Genomic DNA, 21,000 nt, shown 5'->3' with positions numbered 1-21,000 from the left:
GACCCTTAATCTAAACCACATCAGCATTGCTTTTTATTTTTCATCACCGCAAAAAACTTAATTAAATCATCCAGATCATTTTCCGATAAGGATATAGAATCAGAACCACTCATTCTTCCCTCAGGCAAAATACGAACAGATTTAGGCTCACGAATAAACTTTTTCAACACTACGCGATCAGGATAATAATCCCATGGGTTTTTAGAGCAGTTTAAATCAGGACCAATATTACTTTTTCCAATATGATTCATTGTATGGCATCCTTCGCAATAGCTAATGTATATCTTATGGCCATTAATAATTGATTTATCCGTGGTCTTAGGTACAGGGAGCAAGTATTTATAATCGTGATCATTCATTATTTTTATCGTAACCACACTCCATGCCCAATATTCATTTGAGATGTAAGAGCGTTCGGGATAAAGCCAAATAATTTCATAAGGTCCCGCCGTAGATCCAGTATGATTATCAATCACTGGCCATTTAGATTCAGGTTCTATTGCCAGCATTCCAATGGATGACTTTTTACTACAATCCATAATTTTCTGAGCCGGCACATAAACATGAAAATTATCCTTAGCAATAAACTCAATAACTTTATTATCCCGAGCAACATAGGGTTTAAGAAGTTTACATAAGGGTATTCCTTTATGAGAAATTATTTGATTAGGATAAGCTCGGTCATTGTTGATCGTTACTGGAGTAAGCGCTGGATGAGCGAGTAACGCTGCACGGTCTAAAATAATTGTTTTATCGGGAGTTATAATACGTAAGTTAGATTCGTGCTTGGTATATGCTAGAGATGTAAGGCAAATACAGGTGATTAATAAAATATACTTCAATCCGTTCACATCAACTCCTTGATTTTACTAAATAACAGCGTTACAAAAAACGGGGTCTCTGTCAATGAGGGAAAACCTGAAGTATTTTTACTAAGCGAGTATAAATGCAAACACCTCCTGGAATTATTTTAACTAAATAGGCTATGATTATTGAATAAGATCAAAGGAATGGGCAATGAAGCTAGTTACATTAAATTTATGGGGGGGGCATTTAAGAATCCCCTTATTAAAGTTTATAAATCATCATAAAGATGTGGATATTTTTTGCCTGCAAGAGGTCTATCACAAAGCGCATCGTGTTATTTCTCGTCAAGAACGCGAGTTAAGTTTAAATATTTTCTCCGATCTGCAAAAACTACTTCCCGAACATTACGCTATTTTTAAACCCGCTGTAGATAACGTTTATGGCATAGCGATGTTATTAAGAAAGAGTATTGATATTGTAAGTGAAGGCGAAATTAATATTCACCAGAAAAAATATCATCCTGGAATTGGTGAGAATCATTCACGGAACATGCAATGGGTTGAATGTGAATCCAATAATCAAACCTACTCGATTTTAAATGTGCACGGGCTTTGGAATGGTCGTGGTAAAAGCGATACCCCAGATCGAATTGAGCAATCTATGCGTATTCGTCATTTTATGGATACAATTAATACGCCTAAAATATTATGCGGTGATTTTAATTTAAGACCAAACACGCAAAGCATGCATATTATCGAAGAAGGTATGACGAATCTTATTACCGTTAATAAGGTACGTTCTACACGTACCAGTTATTATAAAAAAAGTGAAAAATTTGCGGACTATATCCTGACTTCACCGGAAATAAAAATTAATCAATTCGAGGTTATGAGTGAAGAAGTCTCGGATCATGCAGCTTTGTATCTGGACTTTAATTAATCTAAACCGTAGGCTTGGCTGAAAAGCCCAGCAAACACAGTCTTTGCAACTCCCGATACTTGGCTTTTCAGCCAAGCCTACAACTCTAACTAGCCTTAACCAAGACAACTATAATGTGGATTAAACTACAGCGCGGGAATCAACTGCATCACTTCCCGATTTGCCTCAGGAAACTCATCAGGATTCAGCTCTTGCTGACGAATCCATTTCATAGCAAGCTGTCCTTCAATGCATGTAGGATTTCCAGAAAATTGTGTTACGAGGAAAATAAGCAATTGTACCGACCGCTCCGCATACTGATGATGCACTTCACCTAGAAACTGATGCTTAAGCACATCCAAACCAACTTCTTCCTTTATTTCACGGATAAGAGCCTGTTCGGCAAGTTCATTGGCTTCTAATTTACCACCGGGGAACTCCCAATACCCACCATGAGATGCATGAAGTGGGCGTTGGGTTACTAAAATACGCTGCTGTTCATCTACAATAATAGCTACAGCAACTTTAATCACGACAAACTACCATGGCAAGATTTGTATTTCTTACCTGAACCACATGGGCATGGATCATTTCGCCCTATTTTCTTTTCTTGGCGTCTGAATGTTTGTGATTGAGCAGTACCACTTTCGTCATCAGCGAACGACTCACCATGATTCAAGCTCATTTTACTTACTTGATCCGCACGACGTTGCTCTTCAACCGCATCCACATCGGCTTCACTTTGAATTTCAACTGAAGAAAGCAGACGAACCACATCGTATTTTAGGGTATCCAGCATGCTAGTAAACAAAGAAAACGCTTCTTTTTTATACTCCTGCTTCGGATCTTTCTGAGCATAACCACGTAAATGAATTCCTTGACGCAATTGATCCATTGCCGCCAAATGTTCACGCCATTGATTGTCTAAAGTTTGTAAAATTACTGACTTTTCAAACTGCGACATAACCGGTCTACCAGCCTGTTGTACTTTGGCATCATAATGCGTTACAGCCAATTCGAGAACTCGTTCTTTGATTTCATCAGGTTGAATATGATGATCTTCTTCAATCCACTCAAGTAGAGGAGTTTTTAATTGAAACTCTTCCGATAAAACATCGTTTAATGCCTTTGGTTCCCACTGATCTTCTAAACTTTGTGGTGGAATATAAGTATCAACAAGGTTGTTGATTACTTCTTCACGCATCATCGTTACGACTTCTTCAGTATCTGCCATTTCCATGATAGAAGCACGTTGAGTATAAATGACTTGTCGTTGATCATTGGCCACATTATCGTATTCCAATAACTGCTTTCTGACATCAAAATGATGGCCTTCTAATTTACGTTGAGCATTTTCAATCGCCTTAGTCACTAAAGTGTGTTCAATTGGCTCTCCAGGCTTCATCCCCAAGCGCCGCATCATAGATGCAACACGCTCTGAAGCAAAAATACGCATCAAATTATCTTCAAGCGATAGGTAGAAACGGCTGCTACCCACATCGCCTTGACGACCAGAACGACCACGTAGCTGATTATCAATACGGCGTGATTCATGACGCTCAGAGCCAATAATTCTTAAACCACCTGAGGCAAGCACTTCTTCATGACGTTTTTGCCATACACGTTTTACTTCTTCTTTTTCTTCAGCGCTAGCAGTTTCAGGTAATTGTGCTAAATCAGCAGATAAGCTTCCACCTAACACGATGTCAGTTCCACGACCTGCCATATTCGTAGCAATGGTTACCGCGGCTGGACGTCCAGCTTCAGCAATAATTTGTGCTTCTTTTTCATGGAACTTAGCATTCAATACTTGATGCTTAATCTTCGCGTTATTAAGCAGTTGGCTTAATAACTCAGAAGCTTCAATTGATGCAGTACCAACAAGAACAGGCTGTTTACTCTCCACACAAGCACGCACATCATCAATAATTGCCTGGAACTTATCTTGTTGATTTAAATAAACTAAATCAGGTTCGTCTTTGCGCATCATAGGTTTATTGGTTGGAATAACCACAACATCAAGATTATAAATTTGTTGCAATTCATAAGCTTCTGTATCTGCTGTACCCGTCATTCCAGACAACTTGTTGTACATACGGAAAAAATTCTGGAACGTAATGGATGCTAAAGTTTGGTTCTCATTTTGAATCGCTACACCTTCTTTCGCTTCAACAGCTTGATGTAAGCCTTCAGACCATCTACGACCAGGCATAGTGCGTCCAGTGTGTTCATCAACAATAACTACTTGGTTATCGCTAACAATGTAATCAATATCACGATGGAACATCGCATGTGCTTTTAAAGCCGCATTAACATGGTGCATCAGCATAATATTACTGGCATGATATAAGCTTTCGCCCTGCTCTAATAAACCTGCTTTAAGCAATAACTCTTCGATGTGTTGATGGCCTGCATCCGTTAAATGCGCCTGCTTTTGTTTTTCATCAATCGTATAATCGCCATCACCTGCTTCTTCACTTTCTTGCTTTTTCAGGTTCGGGATTAGTTTATTAATTTTAATGTACAGCTCTGAACTATCTTCAGCCGCACCGGAAATAATTAAAGGAGTACGCGCCTCATCAATAAGAATGGAGTCTACTTCGTCCACAATCGCGAAATTAAGCTCTCGTTGCACTTTATCAGTTAAGCTAAAAGCCATATTATCGCGCAGGTAATCGAAACCGTACTCATTATTTGTTCCATACACAATATCGCAATGATATGCTGCTTGCTTCTCACTATGAGACATATCTGGGTAAATTACCCCAATCGTCAATCCTAAAAATTCAAATATAGGGCGCATCCACTGACTATCACGCTTGGCCAGGTAATCGTTAACCGTTACCACATGTACGCCACGACCAGTAATTGCATTTAAATAAGCAGGTAATGTTGCAACTAAAGTTTTACCTTCCCCAGTACGCATTTCGGCAATATTTCCTTCATGCAATACCATTCCACCTATTAATTGCACGTCAAAATGACGTAATCCCAAAGTACGTACAGATACTTCTCGGACCGTAGCAAAGGCTTCTGCTAATAACTCATCAAGACTTTCTCCGTCATTAAAACGGACTTTAAACTGTGCGGTTTTTCCTGCTAACTCGGCATCAGTCAGGGCCTGCATCTGTGATTCAAACGCATTAATAGCCATTACTGCCTTTTCCATACGCCGCAATGTACGCTCATTTCGGCTTCCAAACATTTTCTTGATCAACGTATTCAGCATGGCCTAAACAATCCTCTGGAGGTTTTAAATATTAAATGTGTTAATGTACTAAAAATTAGAAGAAAATACTATGAATAACATCAGAGTCTGCTGACATTTCACTAGTTTGCACCCAAATGGAGTGATTTTCGAGCACTGAAATGAAAATCCCGTGTATTGAACGCCTCGACACAACGTGAATTTCCAATATTAAGGGCTTATCCTTCTCGTGCAGGTGAGTTTATCTCTAAATGCTACACGTTCACGATAATGTAAATTTCGTCAATGACGGCTTTTTTTACTTCCCATGAAGTAAGTCCAAACCACCCATCTCGCCTGCGCGGGGATGACAAATATGGGGGGCCGCCTTTTATAATGCAACAGCCTCTTCTATCTCTAGTAAATAATAGGTTGCTTGCTCTAATAGAGATAGGTCTTTAGTTTGCAACAACTGCATTAATATTTTTTTCCACTGACTGGCACCCGGCAAACCAAAAGCCAAGTTAAATATTGGCTTTACCAATAAACTCAGAGCCGTACCGTGATGATATTCCTCAATCAAATAATCTTTATACTGGCTAAATAACTGACTGCGCAACAACATTAGACTTTGTGGATAAAGAGCATGGTGGATGCTGGCTATTTCATAAGGATTATCGCAGGCCAGACGCCCTAACATCACACCATCTACATGCTCCAGATGTTCTTTGATTTCTTGATAGCTTTTAATATTGCCATTAATAACCACAGGGATATGAGGAATTTCTTTTCTTATTTGATAAACAAAATCGTAATTAACGGGAGGAATTGTACGATTTTGTTTTGGACTTAATCCATTAAGCCAAGCTTTTCGTGCGTGTACAATAATTTTTTGGCTGCCCGCATCGACTAATTGATGCACAAAATTACTAAAAAACTCATAACTGTCTTGATGGTCAATACCAATTCTCGTTTTTGCAGTAACTGGGATGGTCACTGCATCATTCATCGCTTTAATGCAATCAACCACTCGTTCAGGCTGACTCATTAAACACGCGCCAAAATGCCCTGCTTTTACTCGATCACTTGGGCATCCCAAATTAATATTAATCTCATCATAACCTTCTGCTTGCGCTAATTTGGCGGAGATCGCTAAGGCCTGTGGATCAGAACCTCCAAGCTGTAACGCTAATGGATGTTCTTTTTGTTTAAACGGCAAAGAACGTTGAGGGTTATTTTGAATTGCGCCAGTAGTCTGCATTTCGGTATATAAAAGCGAATGTGGAGCAAGGATACGCATGAAGACGCGAAAATGACTGTAAGTCCAGTCGATCATGGGGGCAATTGCCAAGGATGAAAACAGTATGTCCGATGTCATTAACATGGTTAGTAAAAAAAAGGGGATTATACCTTAATTATCGATTTTTGTACAAACACATAAAGCATCCAAAAGAGTACCGGATCTATAGCCCATACTTAGACGAGGTCGTAATACGGGTTCTGTGCCCGACCCCAGCTTCAAGCCAGTACGTTGCGCTCATATGGGCTGCTGCTTTCTTTTAATCAAATGAACAAACCTTAGATTTATCTGCCTCATCACTCAATTGTTTTTTTTCTGTATCCCCTTCTTCTTTAAAAAAATGATGTTGTTTCCTTTTTTCACCTTGTTTTTCAAAAAAGTTTCGATACTTGAAAAGAACTCTTGTGGGACATCAGATTCCATTGAGTGATCCGCATTGGCGAACACGATAAATTGGCTGTTTGAGATCTTACTGGCCATAAACTCAGAATGCTTTTTATCAGTAACCCAGTCTTCTTCACCAACAAGAATAAGCGTGTTACATGCCACTTCCTGCAAGCGATTTTCATAATTAAAGGTACGTAAAAACCCGCCAAATCCCTGATTCAATGGTTCGCGTGCAAAAGCATAATCCGCTGTGGGTCGATTTACAGGAAGCTTATGTCTTTTTCTCCAGGAATACATCGTGTCCATGACCTCAAAAAAGTTATCTACCTCTTCATCGCTTTTAAAATCTCCGGCCCATAATTGTTCACAGACTTGTTGTTGAGCAAGAGAGCCTCTTTTTTCAATATTTAGACGAGCAGACTCAATGTTTTTGAAACTAGGAGAACCAGCAGCCAAAACCAGGCTAGAAACATGTTCTGAAAAAGTCAGAGCATATCCTAAGGCACACATTGCTCCATATGATTTACCCAATAAGGCTATTTGTTCCAAATTAAGATGCTTACGAATTACATCAACATCCTGAATGTAGTTGTCCATAGTGTATGATGAAGGCTCACCTTTCTCACTTAACCCACATCCTCTGGGATCAAAAAATACTACATTAACAGTCGAATGAAGGCATTCATAATCTTTATAATGCGAGTGGTTAGCGCCGGGGCCTCCTGGGAGCATAAAAAGGTATGGTATCGTATTGAGGCTGTCCTCATTTTCACTGACTACCCGTATATGCAATCGAGTTTTTGGTGCATTAGCTCGTTCAGGAATATCAATACGCAAATCCTTAACCAACATATAATTCTCCTTAAAAATAAGCCATTGAATAATGACATCTATTCATTATGGGTTCTACTGATAAATGCAAAAAATTAAGACATTTTGTTCTTAATGCCTGGATACAAAGGAATCCTCGAACGCAAACAATTGATTTATCTAAAACTATTCCCTGGTTATAGCAAAAGGACGTATGATAACGGGTTCGTTTAGTTAATAGGAATGTTTAATAATGAAAAAAACGATACCACTAATACTTCTATCAGGAATAATGGCGGCATCATGCACAAAACAAGATGTAATTACTGATGATGCGGGAGGCTTACATTATACGACTCCTTACCAGGATGATACTCGAGGACGCAAAGCCTTTCCCCAAACGTGGGATGTTAAAGGTAAAAAATTATTTGTATTTAACCCCAAAAAATACGCTTGGGCAGCTTATGATGCTAAAGGTAATCGGGTTATGACTGGTAGTGCCTCAGGTGGGAAGAACTACTGTGATGACATCAAAGAAGATTGTAAAACAGTAACAGGTACTTATACTGTTTTTAATAAAAAAGGCGCTGATTGCAGATCCAATGAATACCCTATTGCTAAAGATGGACATGTAATTGGCGGGGCTAAGATGCCTTATTGCATGCATTTCCATAATGGCTATGCAATTCATGCAGCTTATGAGGTTCCGCGAGCGAATTCTAGTCATGGATGTGTTCGTGTGTTGCCTGGAGCTGCAAAGTGGTTAAATGAGCAATTTATTGATGTAGGAACCACGGTGTTAGTTCTTCCTTACGCATAAAATGCGGCCGTACTCAGGGGCTTGGTGTTTGTTCCCTTGAGTACGGCTATGCCTTCATCCATGCTAGAATTTAATTTTTTAAATAACCTACTCCAAAACGCTTAAATTTCTTGCATTTTATTCTTTTAGCTTTCAAAATCGATTTTTTTTATCCGATCTTTAATAAGGAGATGTAATGGGACTGTTTGACTTTTTTTGGAGTTCTCAAAGACTCACAATCAACCACAAAGGCTCAGATAATGTCGAGTTAGATAAGATTGCAAATGACACGAACTTCTTTCGACAAGACACTGGTTCAACTACCATCAATGGTGCTGTAGGCTACAATGTCAAAATAAATATTTCTGAGCAAAGTAATGTAATTATAAAAGGAAATATCGCTGCTAAATGCCAGATTCTCAAAGATGGTGACGGGACACTGACAATTGAAGGCGAAGTAGATAGAGATTTAAAATTAACCGTTTATGGCCAAGGAAAAGTATATTTTACCCACCGACCTCATGCTGATGTCATAAAAACCATCCATAGAGGAAGTATTACTGCTGAGATCTATTGTGCAGGTGTACTTCTACAAGCACATAGTCCAAGCTATACTCATCATAATATGGGTCGGTCTATTCCTGAAACTCGAATTGTTGAGGTTGAGCACGTTATCGAGCGAGTTGTTGTGCGAAACGTACCAGTTCCTTCATCTTCGTCGCAGCAAGTTCCCGTTGTGGATCAATATACAGAACATACGCAAGCCTATATCGATAGATTCATCCGTACAAAGCCTGAGTCAATAGCAGTTCGTATCGAAAAATTGGAGAAGTTAAGCTCAGAAGAAGAAGTGTTACTTGAGAAATTTATAGATCCCATCATGAAAGATTATTTCAATGATATTCCTGTCGGGTATAAAGAAGCCTATTATGACCTCTCCACTTTGAATCGGATGGAAAAGGATCCTATTACCAAAAAGCCCATAAAACTATCCGACATTCAGGCTGCTCGAGTTTTGTTAGAAAATTTTGAAGTGGTTATGATCACCATCGAATTAAACCGCAAGAAAGCTATTGCGAATTCTGAGTCTGTAGAAAAATCTAGCGTTACTCCATCGAGGCCCTGATATCCAGCCGACACTAAGTGAGATATACACCATTTCTAATGGTTCAATGGCCGAAAGATGACTATTAGAGCGCATTGAACCTTCCTTGAAGGCCTAATCTATCTAAATCCCTTCCAGTTGATATCAACAGCCCTAACGAAATCATCTTCAGGAACTTTATCCTGGATACGTTCTAAAGCTCGAGTCATGGTAATCGAATGTTTACATAAGGCCGAAATCGGAACGTGTTTAGCTTGTTGCTCACCTGTTGTGGTCAATGTATTCGCATTTTGGCAAATGATGCGTAATAATTTTTGCATGCCTGTGCCACGAATAGGTTCTTGCCTGGATTGCGATGTTTCTAAAGCATGCAGAATGGATTGGCAACGCAGTGCCGCATGATCTAAAGATGGAGCTTGTTCCACTTGCTGACTAAGTAGTGTCCGTAGCGCATTGTTGTGCGTCATCAAATGGCCTAACCATTGTTTTGCCGCCAAAGAATTACTCAATGGATTATTAATAATTTTCACATTAGTCCATGTTTGCTGTTGATCTAAAAGCTCATTTACAAAAACATTCATGGTCACGTTGACCCAATCACGTAAAGGGCTTTCTATGGAACAGGCTTCCAGTATCTTTGTTGCCTGGCTATAAAACAAATTAAATGCCTGACTACGGTCAGTTCCATTTAAACAGTTTTCATAAATACGCACTAACTCATCTAAATCTGCGTGATAGACTACAAGCTGCCTCTTTGTTTCCTCAATAATAGGCGCAATAGCATCGATTGCTAATAATCGATGCTGCCACTCACGCTGCTTCAATTGAATTAATTTCAAATGTTCTTGAGCCTTAACACTTAGCATTTGCTCCGACGGCATAGAAACATCAGCCAAATATTGAATACGTTGTTGTACTTCTTGTGAAGTGATTTCCCGATAACAACGTGAACATCGCAAAAGAAAAACTTTTTGTTGTCTATCTAACTCATAATCATTCAATAGTGTTATTTCTTGATCTGAAGGATTAGAAAAAAGTTCTAACACGATTGCTTTGATACTGTTAGGAAGCTTGGAAACAATGTGCTCCAACGTGTCTTTATTCAAAAAGACATGGTATTGCTCAAGAAACTGGCTAAACAGCGTTTCTAAAGACCATTGCATATCAAGAGCATTATTTATCCATGTTTGGATTTTACGTACTTGTTTCTCTTGCTCTTTTAATTTTCTTACTGCGGTCCCATGAAATCGATACTGTTCAATATCTCGTATTTGGGCATCAGGATTACTCGCATAATAATGAACTAAAGCAGATAATGCATTGTCTTGCGGGTTCTTTAATTTATGCTTATCAACAACCGCTTTAATGACCGCTGAAATACCTTGTTGACTATTCGATGCAGTCAAGGATTCATAGAGGGCATAAATGAGTACTCGATCGATTTGCAAAGGATACTGGTTAAGAATACCTTGCAAGATCTTATCCTCTCCAGCCTGTATTACTGGCTCAAATAATTCATTCCACGCATTTAAATCTAATGGAAAAGCCTTTTGCAGGATTTCTGTATAACGTGCTTCTGTGATTACCTTACTGGATAATAAAGAAGGATGTATTTTCTTCACCTGTTGCAACAATAAAGCAATTAATTGCTCGGTTGATGGCGTATGCTCATTTGAGGTAGCCATGAGTCGCAATAAGTGATCACGAATGTTCATCATCGCGACAATATGAGCACCCGGCTCATTACTGGCTGCGGAAGAAATTGCTAAAATATGATTGGCTTTATGTTGTTCTACTCCAGGAGCAAACCAACCATGATAAATAGCCCTGGGAAGGCTGGTTAAGGCATAATATACCCCGAGCACCGTGCCATAAAAAAAGCCGCCAATGCCTGCGAATAAACCCCAAAATACTTTGTACCGCTCTTGACGGTGAAAGGCTTGACTACCTTGGATATAAGCTTGAGAAAATGGTTGAGTTATCAAACTAAAAATGGATTTGTTACGACGAATAAGCGCTAATGCCGCCCCTACTGTTTTACTTAGTTTATCTAATAGTACCTCACGAGTTGATGGCATCACGATTTGCTCACCATCGATGCATCGAAAACCAGAGGAAAAATTAACTGCATGCCGTCGACTGTAAAAATCGTGGAATACCTCAGGAGATGGGCGTTGATATTTTAAAGCATCATGCATCAATCCTGGTGAAACCTTAGGAGAGATATTCGCCTGGGCTTGCTGGCTAAGCATCGCAAAATAATTTTTGATTGCAGGCTTTCTCAATAGTGGACTGACATGAAGACGTGCTTGTTCGGCAACTGCTTTTGCTGTTTCATCGCTAGGAGCAGGATAGAAGAAAGCTGTTAATTCACCAAGATAATGTAAAGTAGCTTCATACTGTCGATGATTAGCTCTGTTTTCATTTGTTAATAAAGGCTTTAATGTCGTCAATTCACGAATCAAACGTTCACAGTTTGCACGATTATGCGGGCTAAACACGTTAGGCGAACGAGTCAATTCAACAAAATAATAATGTAAATCAGCATCATCTTTGGTTAAAGAGTAAAGACTATGAACTAATTCCTTAAATAAAGAAAAAAATGCCTCCTGACAAACTTCTGCACTCCGTTCAGTGTCGTGCACAATGCGATCAAAGTCACTCCATTTACGTCTTATTGTAGCATTCATCTTAAGAGGCAATGCGGGTGTCACGCACTCCATAGACGGTAAAAATCGGGACAAAATCGAAAAATAATATTCTTTGAATGTAGGACAATAAGTCATTAAGCGTGATGATTGCAACATACGCACTACAAACGAGGCGCAAAGCTCAACTTGCTTAAAATGACCATCGAAATTTTTGGGTACTACCCCAATAAAGGGCACCGATACATGTTCACTTTCACGTATAATTTGTCCATAAAACGTATCAGGAATAAACTCGTCTGGACCAATTGGGTTATAAACCGTATGACCTCGGATGCTGCTCGAAGAGGCTTGGGCGTATTGCAATTGTAAGGGCCATAATGGGTTTGCCACCGAAAGAGACTGCAAGCATTCACCAGAACCAATATCTCGTGGAAAAGACTCCACTACTAAAGAGCCTGCTTGCCGAAACATGGGGGTCTGCTTGAAATCCCCTTTTTTAGTTTTAAAATAGGTGCCTTGTGAGTCGGGTTGATAAAACGAATCAACCTGCAGCATACCTTCATCAGTATGTTTGAGAACAAAGTGCCGACGGTACTTAACATAGGCAGAGTTTTCAAAATAATGGGGTTCAGGGAACATGGTCGCCATAAGATTGTCGACTAAGGCACTGTAGAGCGTATTGCCATATTCAGAAGGTTGTAGCTGGGTCATGTACTCAAAACTTGATAGCAATGCCTCAAGTTCAAAATGTACTCCGATTGTTGCGTTCATATGCGCTTCAGCCGGGCCTTGGCGATGCAGGCTCAAACTTCTAAAATGTGAAGCCCATTCCGAGTCATTAAAGCGAAAAGCATCCGTCCCCGCCTCATTCGATTCATTAACTACCCCACCCCAATTGGCACCAATTCCTAATGCTTGTCCACGATTGAATTGGAAGGCTTGTAAAAACCGCATTAAGTAACGGCTGATTATTAACAAATTTGCGCTATCAATAACGGTTTCGCTACGTTCACATTGTTCGCGCAAAATGCCCAGAATCATGTCTTCGTTCAAAGTACTTAGAGTCGTCTGCTGACGCAAAAAAGGACTAACATAGCATTCATCCGATGATTCCTGCAGAGCCATAAATTCAATGCCAAGACGTTGTAATACAATCTGCAACCAATCAAAAAACTCATCATTTAGCGGTAATTCAATCTGTTGAGATAATTGACGTCGAATAGCGCCCTTCCATTGTTTCCAAGGTAAGAATTCCGGTGCTTGTTTCGTTAATGCATCAGCATGCCCGCCAGGCTTAAAAGCAAATCCATTAATTAACAGATAATCGCTGGATTCAATAAGTCCTGCCTCATTAAACTTGTAGTTAAAATTTTCTGAAAAAGGCTTCTCATTAGTGCTCTTATTCGAAGAGGAAGGCAGATGAATTTCAGCAACTGGCTGTTTAGGCAGAGATGCTTGTTCTTTTAATACAGCTTCTTCTAAATTAGTAAGGGGAGACAATAAATACGGAGATGTTTCTAAAAACTCCTCGATTGGAGCTGATGACCAAGGCGTCATGGCTTTGAGTAATTGCCATAAGCTATGGGGATTACAGCCCATGTGATGATGAGCAATAGTATGCAAGAGGGCTTGATAAGCCTCATCTAAAGCAGCAGGCTCTAGCTCTTGGCCTAGCTCATCAATATGATAGGCTTCAATGAGCTGATTAAATTGCTCAATCTTGCGATTGATTTCTTGGCTATGAATAGGATATTCGCCCAAAAAACTGGGCAAGCGGTATTTGAACGCAGCCTTAGGATTACACGCAGCTTTCTGCAATTGAGCTACTAATGCTAAGGCTTGCTCAATTGGCGATTGCCCAACGGGTGATGTTGGGTATTGCTCTTGTAAGCATGTGTGTAATTCATGAACGCATTCATCGTCACTTAACATCGCCAGCAAAAAGTACGCTTGCGCCAAGGTATCTCCGGTTAACTGCTCACGCATTATGCATGGCAGTTTCGCTCGGAGCTGTTCCAATAACTTAGATCTCACAATTGATTCGTCAGGTGTACCTGATGCTTGATACTGTGGCATATTATTTACATTAATCGCAAGGTATTATCCTGTTCAACATTCTCATCTTGCACGAGTTGAACTGGCATCAAACCCATATCCATTTTGAAGGCATCACGAGTGGGCTCTTTTCTTCTCCCGGAACCATGGGTGATAATATCATTTATTTTGACTTGCTTATAACGTTGATATACCTCTTCAAACACATGCTCAAACAATACTTGAGCCTTGGCGCTGCGTTGATCTTCAGGTAGTGCATTGTGTAAGCTTCTCAATAATGGAGAACCGCGTTTTTTGGCTTCATCAATAAATCGGCGCAATAGACCTTGTGCGTCATCATCATTTGCAAATTGTCCTATAAATCTTAGATCCGATCGTGGCTCTTCATCATAAGCGCCAAATAGCGAATGATAACTAGATAAGGCAATACCACCACAATCGAGTCGTCTCACTAAATCATATTGAGCTTGTTCATTTTGCTGAGGTGCCAACAAGCGAATAATAACGCGATAAAACTCTTTTAAGCCTTTTTTATTATCACGCCCTTCTTCATCATCATCCAAAACAGCCAGACCTTCAATCTGCTGATCCACCAATTGTTTCAGCCGTTCTTGAGCAGATAATGTTGATTGAGTTTGAGCGCTTTGATCTAGTGTTTGTAGTGAAGCCAACATGTTGATAAGTATTGCTCCTGTTCCAGCGCTAGAACCAGCACTTGGATCTTCAATAACATTTTTAGATAGACCATTAGGGTTAGATGAGTCGTTACTTTCCACGCGCAATGCGTTGAGAGAGTCCCGATGCACGCTAAGAATCTCCAATATCTTAATGAGTTCGATTGTTGTATCTAAACCCACTAAACTGCCTTGAGCTAAAACTTTCAGAACGTTAATGACTGTACCAGCTACCGCATCAGTGAAAAATCCGATCGGTTGAAATGTCTCAGTACTTTCTTTGCTGGACTGTTCACTCTCATGAGTTTGTATAGGATGCAAATTCTGATCAGTAGAATGGGCTTGCATATGTGACCAATTAGCCGAACCATTCGACAGTACAGGCAAGGCCAATGTACCACCGGTTGACCAAAATGATCCCTCAACCAGAGAACGCAATGTTTCCGCTCCAGAAGACAATAGCGTTCTTTGCAATGTGTGCATTGCAAGATTTTGTTGCTCGGTATCCATATGATTTTCTACGGCATGATGTAATGCCATAGCGATTCTCATTAGAGAAACGCCGCTATGTGATAAGGTCAAACGTAAGGCGGTTATGGCATGAGTCGCACTACGTTCTTGCTGCGAATGACTGTCCCAAGCGATCTGCTCACTGGATTGAGCAGATTCATCTTTGCTTGGTAACTCATTAATTTTTTGAGAAAGTTCATTGGCACGATTCTTATCTATTAAGCTAAGTGAACGACAAATACAGAGCATTTCATCACAGATCAGAAAAATAGCACTTATTACCCAATAAAGAGTGGCTGTATTACTAGCACCAGTATGATGCGGGGATAATAAGGAGCCATCATTTTTCGAACTACCTTGCCCCATAACGTGTTCCATTTCTTGCATCATGTTTCGTGTTGATGCCTGGATCAGGTTTAGCCCTTGAGTTAGGCTAGGCAGCATTTCCATCAATGCTTCATTTTTCTGGGCCTCATTTGTATTAACCCCTCCCTTGCTCGCTTTTTTAGCCAATAAGATTGGATTAGTAAATACGCTGTGAGTCAATAAAAGAGAAGCTAAGCCCGATTGAGAAGTCGTGTTCAACTGACTTGCCATGTCTTGATTTAGCCCGGGAATAACGTGCTGGCCATTTTCTTGTTCGATGCGATCAAGTATCGCTTTGATCATAGCTTCTGAATTATTTAAAACGCCTTGCTGTGCTAAATCGACAACGCGATTAGTACTGACACTAGCAGAATTTTCTTCTTGATTTACTGGTTGTTGATTAAACAATTGACGTACTAGGTCAGCAAGTTTTGACACATTAGTCAATAATACAGACATTGAACGGCTTGAAATAACCTCACTGCTTCGCACTGTAGTTTCAATTGCTGTTGGGCCTTTTAGATTATCGGCACAAAGACGCAAGATATTGGACAAGGAACTAAAATTGGCGTGTAGGCTATTAATGCGATCAACACCTCCAGAAGACCCTTGAGCTGTTGCCTCAACTATAGCTCTTTTTAACCTTCCTTCCGACATGACAAGCGAGGCCTTGTTAAGTGCACGCGATGATTTTACAAATAAAGATAAAGCGATTAAACGAATTAATACGGTGTTTATGGGAGAAGTAATGCTTTGATTAGACAACAAGTTAGAAGCACGATCCATATTGGATAATTCGTCATCCAGCTCCAGTGAGCGCACTTTTGATTGTTGGCTGTCACTATTCTGAGTTGCTTTTGAAACGTCACTGCTTGCAACATAGACATTTTTTTTGCCATCTCTGCTTGCCGATTCTTCTGTTACAAAATGGCTCGTTGCACTTATTTCTTTGAATGTTTGTCCAACAAGATCAGTTCCTAAAGCCAATGCCGTAGGCAGTGCCCCTGTAACGCCTATGCTCACGCCTGCAATAGTGGTGGCGAATTGTGCATGGCCGCTTGCATGTGAATTATTTCTCGGAAAATCCTTATTCAGGCCATCCATTACCTTCTCGGCCTGTTTACCAAGAGCTTCTGATACGCTCTGCATGCTCTGGAATGAGCCTTTAGCCTCTGGTTTAAATGTGGATGTCTTATGGAATGCATCCTCTATTTTATCAGATGGAATTTCTATGTGTGATAAACCATGCCCAGTATGCTTAATTACTGAGGATAAATCACTAGGGACTTGTGCTAAATGAGTTGCACCGCTGTAAACGCTTAATAAAACATTTCGAACCACAAATGCTATAGAATGATCCGTTGCAATCAATCCATCGTTCAATTCAGGTAAATAAGTTTCTAATACAGAAGGCACCATTTGGGGTTGGTCTTCAAATAAAACTTTTAATGCGTTGAATAACGAATCGCGATGACCACTGTTTGCGGAAAGTACAGCACTTGCTTTTTGTGCAGCTAATGCGGATTGAGAGAATCCACCACCAATCCCTGAAGCTGTAGCAGTTGATCCACCAGGAATCGCGGCAGTGGTTACACTAGAACTACGAAAGAAATCATTTTTAGGCATATCAAGTCCCTTAATTGCTTCGAGTTAAAGGGCGGCAATTTATAGAATAGTTTTTTTCTTGTCAATGAAGTTATTGATCATTCTGGTAAAAATATTTTCTTTATTAAGCAGGTTGTGGAAAAATATTAGACAAAATAACGCGGATGGTCATCGCTCTTAAAATTTATTAGAAGTAGCCTGATTACAAGCAACCGGACTACTTCTAATAATTACTTACCAACATTCATTTTATCAAAATAACTAGTAATTAGATTTCGTTCAACAAACAAGGTTTTTCTAAAATCCTCAACAAAAATCTTGAGGCACTATTCATTGAAAAAAATGTGGCAACACGCACCATTAAAGTAACTGATTTAAATAAGTTGCTCCATGCCTTATCTTCGCAAAAAATAATGGCTAAGTTTCCTTATTTTTTCTCTATAACTGAGGAAACTCAATATGACAATGTAAATTCCATTATCGAGGATCATGGGCAAATCAATCGCTGTAAAAACATGCAAACCATAAAGAACCACCTACTTCTCTGTGAAAAAGGGACACTTCAGCATAAGGAAAAACTTCAGACTGCCGGAAAGTTAGTAAAACTGGCTATCGAACTCTTAAAAAACGCAGGAATGTATTGCCCTGAATTTGAAGAAGAATTAGAAGTGATTATTCTCCAATTTAAAAACAGCCCTACTCGTCAAAGCCTCAATGAGGTTCAAGAAAACAACCTCAACCGAAAAGGATCATTTTCCTTATAATGGTCTAAGATATTATTTACGTTTTTTAATACAAAGGGATTTTTATGAGCCAACAAACAGCTTTAGTTTCTGGATTTGCACGTTCATTTGTATCTGGAAATGCTATTTCGGGTGGATTAGTTTGGCCACTTGGTGCTAAAGAAGAAGGAATTTACACGGACGAAGAAGGAAAGTTTTCCATTGAATGGCCCATTGGTCAGCCCATTACCTTGGTTTTTGAAAAACCAGGCTCTTATTGGTCTGGATACAAAACAACACAATCAGCAACCTTCATCGTACCACCTGAAGGCATCAATGATAAAAACTATTTAAAAAATATATCATTTCAAGTTCCATCAGAAATGGCCTATTCGTTTATCCAATGGGCCTCAGGCTTTACGCAATCCCCAGGCAAAGCTCAGATTGCAGCCACAGTTACCCCACCCAACATGACCTTAGATGATATCCCCCAAGGTATTGACGGTGTTAAGGTACGACTTTCACCAGAAGTTGAATCAACTCCGTTTTATTTTGGTATCTTTCCACTGACGCATAAAACGAATCCTTTTGATCGCTCATTAACGAGTACATCATTAGATGGAGGGATTCTTTTTACAAATGTTCCTCCTGGTGAGTATGACTTGTATGCTGAGAAAGAGGGTTATGTGTTCTCGAAAGTGCATATTATAGCTCAGGCAGATGTTTTGGTTAATGCAAGTCCACCTAATGGTCCTACACAACAGGTTTCTCAAACAACGGAAAATGCGTTAATTAACGAGAAGGCTCAAGAAAAGGCGAAAGTATCAACTAATAGTAATAGATTTTTTAAGCCTGCAGCGGTTGTGGGTTTGGCTGTTGCTGCTACTGCATGTGTTGCAACTGCGGTGGTTAGTAGTATGTAGTTTGGTTGCTCGCACAGATATAAATCTAATTACTTTCGTGAGATAGCACGTGGCTCATAGAAGCCTGAATTACCGCGGTCAAGGTGAGATGGCCGCATTTTTTCGCGATCGTAGATAAGCGTACAAGCGCGACCGTAATTAATTACCTACGTTTTTCCAAGGTTTACTCAGTGGCCTCAAGCAACTTATCATACCGATTAAGCACATAAGACCCTATATTCCTGGCAATCTCGGCCTGCAATAATCTCGCCTCTTTTTCATTATGCATACGAACTACTGAATCAATATCAGGATTTAATTTCAAAGCGTTTTCTATCATTAGACAGGCGTAGATGATAAAGCCCATACCCCTGATCGGTCATTTCAACTTCTATTTTTCTCGCATAACTCCACTCATTGATACGCAAGTTTTTATATATATTATATATCCATATCGTAATTATATTTACACAACTGTTCTAACGAAGTCCATCATGTTATAATCGGAATCATTTTATTTGACTTAAGTTAGCTTATGCCCCCTCTAAGCCCTGCTCCTTTTCTTTATGTTAAAAAAAAGGAAAAATCGTTTTTTTCTTTGAGTACAGAACCAACATACTCATGGGATACGCAGGCTATAGGAGTTGAAAAGGACACAGGCCTTCGTATATATAAGTATGTACTTGAAAACTGGCTACGCAAGAAAGCTTATTTCAAAGGTGCGAATGAAGCCCCTGATCTGCCTCGTAGAATAACCAGCGAAAACAAAACGTATTATTCTCTGTGTCAAGGAATACATAAGCACAAGATATTTTTAGAAGATTTTGATGATTTAAATATTGAGTACTGGCCCGATCTCCACTTTGCTTTTAATTTGGCAATTGTACATATTAAATATAATATAAACAAAGGTGAGTCAGTTGGTATTAATTTCAGAGATATTTTTCTTGTTATTGAAGGTGAAGCACCTCCCGCACATTATCGCCCAGGCATCGATCTCTTAGTCAGTAGTGTTGAACAATACCATCAAGCCAAAAACCGATTTTCTTATCAACTTGGAAAATACCTTCTTAATGAGTTTAAATATACTCCATCCCCAGCTAACTCCTGTGCTTTTAGCTGGAATGACTATAAAACCCCATTAAAAGATTATTATTATTTCAATTCGGCTTTAGAATGCTATCTTTCTTATTGTCAACATGATGATAAACTCTCTAACCAAAACGTTATGGCATTTACCTCTCCCATTTCGGTTCGTGATTTATTACCGCTATTTCAATACCTTGCACAAAAAAAACTTCAAGAATTAACACTTGTTCTTAAAGAACCTCTATATGAAGACGAGCAAAAAAGAAAAAGAGTTTATGAAAAGCTAGTTGCATTAATTGCGGACAGCAAATGCAATTTTATGGTGCATATTATTTTAGTTACTAAAGACAATCTCAACTGTAATTTGCTGGATTTAAAACCTAATTCCCAGGAAAATATAGATGGTTTTCATCCGCTAGCCCATAATGCAGGCTATTATTTTTCATCAACTAAAGCAATATCATTAATTTATCGAGCGATACAAGCTAAAGAATCAGTTAATAATTCCTGGCTATCTAACTTACAGCAACGCACTCCTCGAAGAACTCTTCCTGGAACCTATATTATTGCTCAAGCAACAAGCCAAACTGTACGAAGCTCAAAAACCTTAACTCGAGAACAATTAAAATCTAAAGTCCAATTGTCGATTGCTCATCAACAAAGCATCGCCAATCAAGAGGAACTAAGCCAAACTCAAGCAGTCAATCAACAAGTACAAGAACAGTTGGCCCAGAATGTAAATCAGGCTCAAAGTCTTAGTTTTGAACCAGAGATTAGTTGGGACTTTAAGACAAATTTGGATAGTTTCTGCAACAAATTGGAGGCCTATGCAAAGAAAAGGCTGCCCGAAATCGCCGAGCAAGAGTCAGTATTAAAACAAGCAGGTTATCTTACCCAGTACTATCTTAACAAACACAGTAAACTCCATTTTTATCAGCAGCTAGCAAGTAACGCTACTTTTCGATTAGAATTCGCCGCACGTTTTTTTGGTATAGCCTTAATTGAAGAAAAAAATGAACAGGGCAAATTACTCAAGGTCAAACTATCTCATTATACAATAGATGCAATGGAAGAACCCTTTGCAAATGAGTTAATAATGGAACTTGAGCACAT

Annotated in this window: 12 protein-coding genes and 1 pseudogene; 6 read left to right on the top strand and 7 right to left on the bottom strand. The window is 39.4% G+C overall.

What is annotated here, in order from left to right:
• Nucleotides 1–20 precede the first annotated feature (20 nt).
• The gene (locus tag ACQY7T_RS14075) at nt 21–851 is read right to left on the bottom strand and encodes a c-type cytochrome (protein WP_428414163.1); all 831 of its coding nucleotides are present in this window, start codon (nt 849–851) and stop codon (nt 21–23) included.
• 166 nt (nt 852–1,017) lie between these two features.
• Between ACQY7T_RS14075 and ACQY7T_RS14070 the strand changes: the two genes are divergently transcribed.
• Nucleotides 1,018–1,746 (top strand): endonuclease/exonuclease/phosphatase family protein, encoded by a 729-nt coding sequence (locus ACQY7T_RS14070; RefSeq protein WP_428414161.1) that lies wholly within the window; start codon nt 1,018–1,020, stop codon nt 1,744–1,746.
• 125 nt (nt 1,747–1,871) lie between these two features.
• Here ACQY7T_RS14070 and mutT read toward each other — a convergent pair whose 3' ends face one another.
• The 4 genes from mutT to ACQY7T_RS14050 all read right to left on the bottom strand — a co-directional run bounded on the left by mutT (nt 1,872) and on the right by ACQY7T_RS14050 (nt 7,451).
• The gene (gene mutT, locus ACQY7T_RS14065) at nt 1,872–2,255 is read right to left on the bottom strand and encodes an 8-oxo-dGTP diphosphatase MutT (protein ID WP_428414180.1); all 384 of its coding nucleotides are present in this window, start codon (nt 2,253–2,255) and stop codon (nt 1,872–1,874) included.
• Complete coding sequence (gene secA / locus ACQY7T_RS14060; RefSeq protein ID WP_428414160.1) at nt 2,255–4,954, bottom strand: preprotein translocase subunit SecA; 2,700 nt, start codon at nt 4,952–4,954, stop codon at nt 2,255–2,257. Before secA ends, mutT begins: the two co-directional genes overlap by 1 nt.
• Before the next feature lie 349 nt (nt 4,955–5,303).
• The gene (dusA, locus tag ACQY7T_RS14055; protein ID WP_428414159.1) at nt 5,304–6,290 is read right to left on the bottom strand and encodes a tRNA dihydrouridine(20/20a) synthase DusA; all 987 of its coding nucleotides are present in this window, start codon (nt 6,288–6,290) and stop codon (nt 5,304–5,306) included.
• Between the two features lie 222 nt (nt 6,291–6,512).
• Nucleotides 6,513–7,451 (bottom strand): alpha/beta fold hydrolase, encoded by a 939-nt coding sequence (locus ACQY7T_RS14050; protein ID WP_428414158.1) that lies wholly within the window; start codon nt 7,449–7,451, stop codon nt 6,513–6,515.
• A gap of 211 nt (nt 7,452–7,662) precedes the next feature.
• On the opposite strand from ACQY7T_RS14050, the gene ACQY7T_RS14045 reads away from it, so the two are divergent.
• Complete coding sequence (locus tag ACQY7T_RS14045; protein WP_428414157.1) at nt 7,663–8,229, top strand: L,D-transpeptidase; 567 nt, start codon at nt 7,663–7,665, stop codon at nt 8,227–8,229.
• A 175-nt stretch (nt 8,230–8,404) separates the two neighbouring features.
• Nucleotides 8,405–9,334, top strand: a complete 930-nt coding sequence (locus ACQY7T_RS14040) for a hypothetical protein (RefSeq protein WP_428414156.1) — start codon at nt 8,405–8,407, stop codon at nt 9,332–9,334.
• 98 nt (nt 9,335–9,432) lie between these two features.
• Here ACQY7T_RS14040 and ACQY7T_RS14035 read toward each other — a convergent pair whose 3' ends face one another.
• Together ACQY7T_RS14035 and ACQY7T_RS14030 are read right to left on the bottom strand one after the other, a co-directional pair.
• Nucleotides 9,433–14,040, bottom strand: coding sequence for a hypothetical protein (locus ACQY7T_RS14035; RefSeq protein WP_428414155.1), 4,608 nt, complete (start codon nt 14,038–14,040; stop codon nt 9,433–9,435).
• Nucleotides 14,041–14,045: 5 nt separating this feature from the next.
• Nucleotides 14,046–17,195 (bottom strand): hypothetical protein, encoded by a 3,150-nt coding sequence (locus ACQY7T_RS14030; RefSeq protein ID WP_428414153.1) that lies wholly within the window; start codon nt 17,193–17,195, stop codon nt 14,046–14,048.
• A gap of 323 nt (nt 17,196–17,518) precedes the next feature.
• Between ACQY7T_RS14030 and ACQY7T_RS14025 the strand changes: the two genes are divergently transcribed.
• The 3 genes and pseudogenes from ACQY7T_RS14025 to ACQY7T_RS14015 all read left to right on the top strand — a co-directional run.
• The gene (locus ACQY7T_RS14025) at nt 17,519–17,938 is read left to right on the top strand and encodes a hypothetical protein (protein ID WP_428414152.1); all 420 of its coding nucleotides are present in this window, start codon (nt 17,519–17,521) and stop codon (nt 17,936–17,938) included.
• A gap of 44 nt (nt 17,939–17,982) precedes the next feature.
• Nucleotides 17,983–18,819 (top strand): carboxypeptidase regulatory-like domain-containing protein, encoded by an 837-nt coding sequence (locus tag ACQY7T_RS14020; protein WP_428414151.1) that lies wholly within the window; start codon nt 17,983–17,985, stop codon nt 18,817–18,819.
• A gap of 514 nt (nt 18,820–19,333) precedes the next feature.
• Nucleotides 19,334–21,000 (top strand): annotated as a pseudogene (locus tag ACQY7T_RS14015) (preprotein translocase subunit SecA); the annotation flags it as partial.

The organism is Legionella sp. (assembly GCF_965140895.1).
Taxonomy (GTDB): domain Bacteria; phylum Pseudomonadota; class Gammaproteobacteria; order Legionellales; family Legionellaceae; genus Legionella.
Note: the sequence above shows the minus strand (reverse complement) of the source record. Positions and strands in the feature narration are given on the sequence as shown.

Excerpts from the sequence above, each read along its gene's own strand:
- ACQY7T_RS14070 (WP_428414161.1), top strand. The coding sequence starts at position 1,018 with ATGAAGCTAGTTACATTAAATTTATGGGGGGGGCATTTAAGAATCCCC.
- secA (WP_428414160.1), bottom strand. The coding sequence starts at position 4,954 with ATGCTGAATACGTTGATCAAGAAAATGTTTGGAAGCCGAAATGAGCGT.
- dusA (WP_428414159.1), bottom strand. The coding sequence starts at position 6,290 with ATGACATCGGACATACTGTTTTCATCCTTGGCAATTGCCCCCATGATC.
- ACQY7T_RS14050 (WP_428414158.1), bottom strand. The coding sequence starts at position 7,451 with ATGTTGGTTAAGGATTTGCGTATTGATATTCCTGAACGAGCTAATGCA.
- ACQY7T_RS14045 (WP_428414157.1), top strand. The coding sequence starts at position 7,663 with ATGAAAAAAACGATACCACTAATACTTCTATCAGGAATAATGGCGGCA.
- ACQY7T_RS14040 (WP_428414156.1), top strand. The coding sequence starts at position 8,405 with ATGGGACTGTTTGACTTTTTTTGGAGTTCTCAAAGACTCACAATCAAC.
- ACQY7T_RS14035 (WP_428414155.1), bottom strand. The coding sequence starts at position 14,040 with ATGCCACAGTATCAAGCATCAGGTACACCTGACGAATCAATTGTGAGA.
- ACQY7T_RS14030 (WP_428414153.1), bottom strand. The coding sequence starts at position 17,195 with ATGCCTAAAAATGATTTCTTTCGTAGTTCTAGTGTAACCACTGCCGCG.
- ACQY7T_RS14020 (WP_428414151.1), top strand. The coding sequence starts at position 17,983 with ATGAGCCAACAAACAGCTTTAGTTTCTGGATTTGCACGTTCATTTGTA.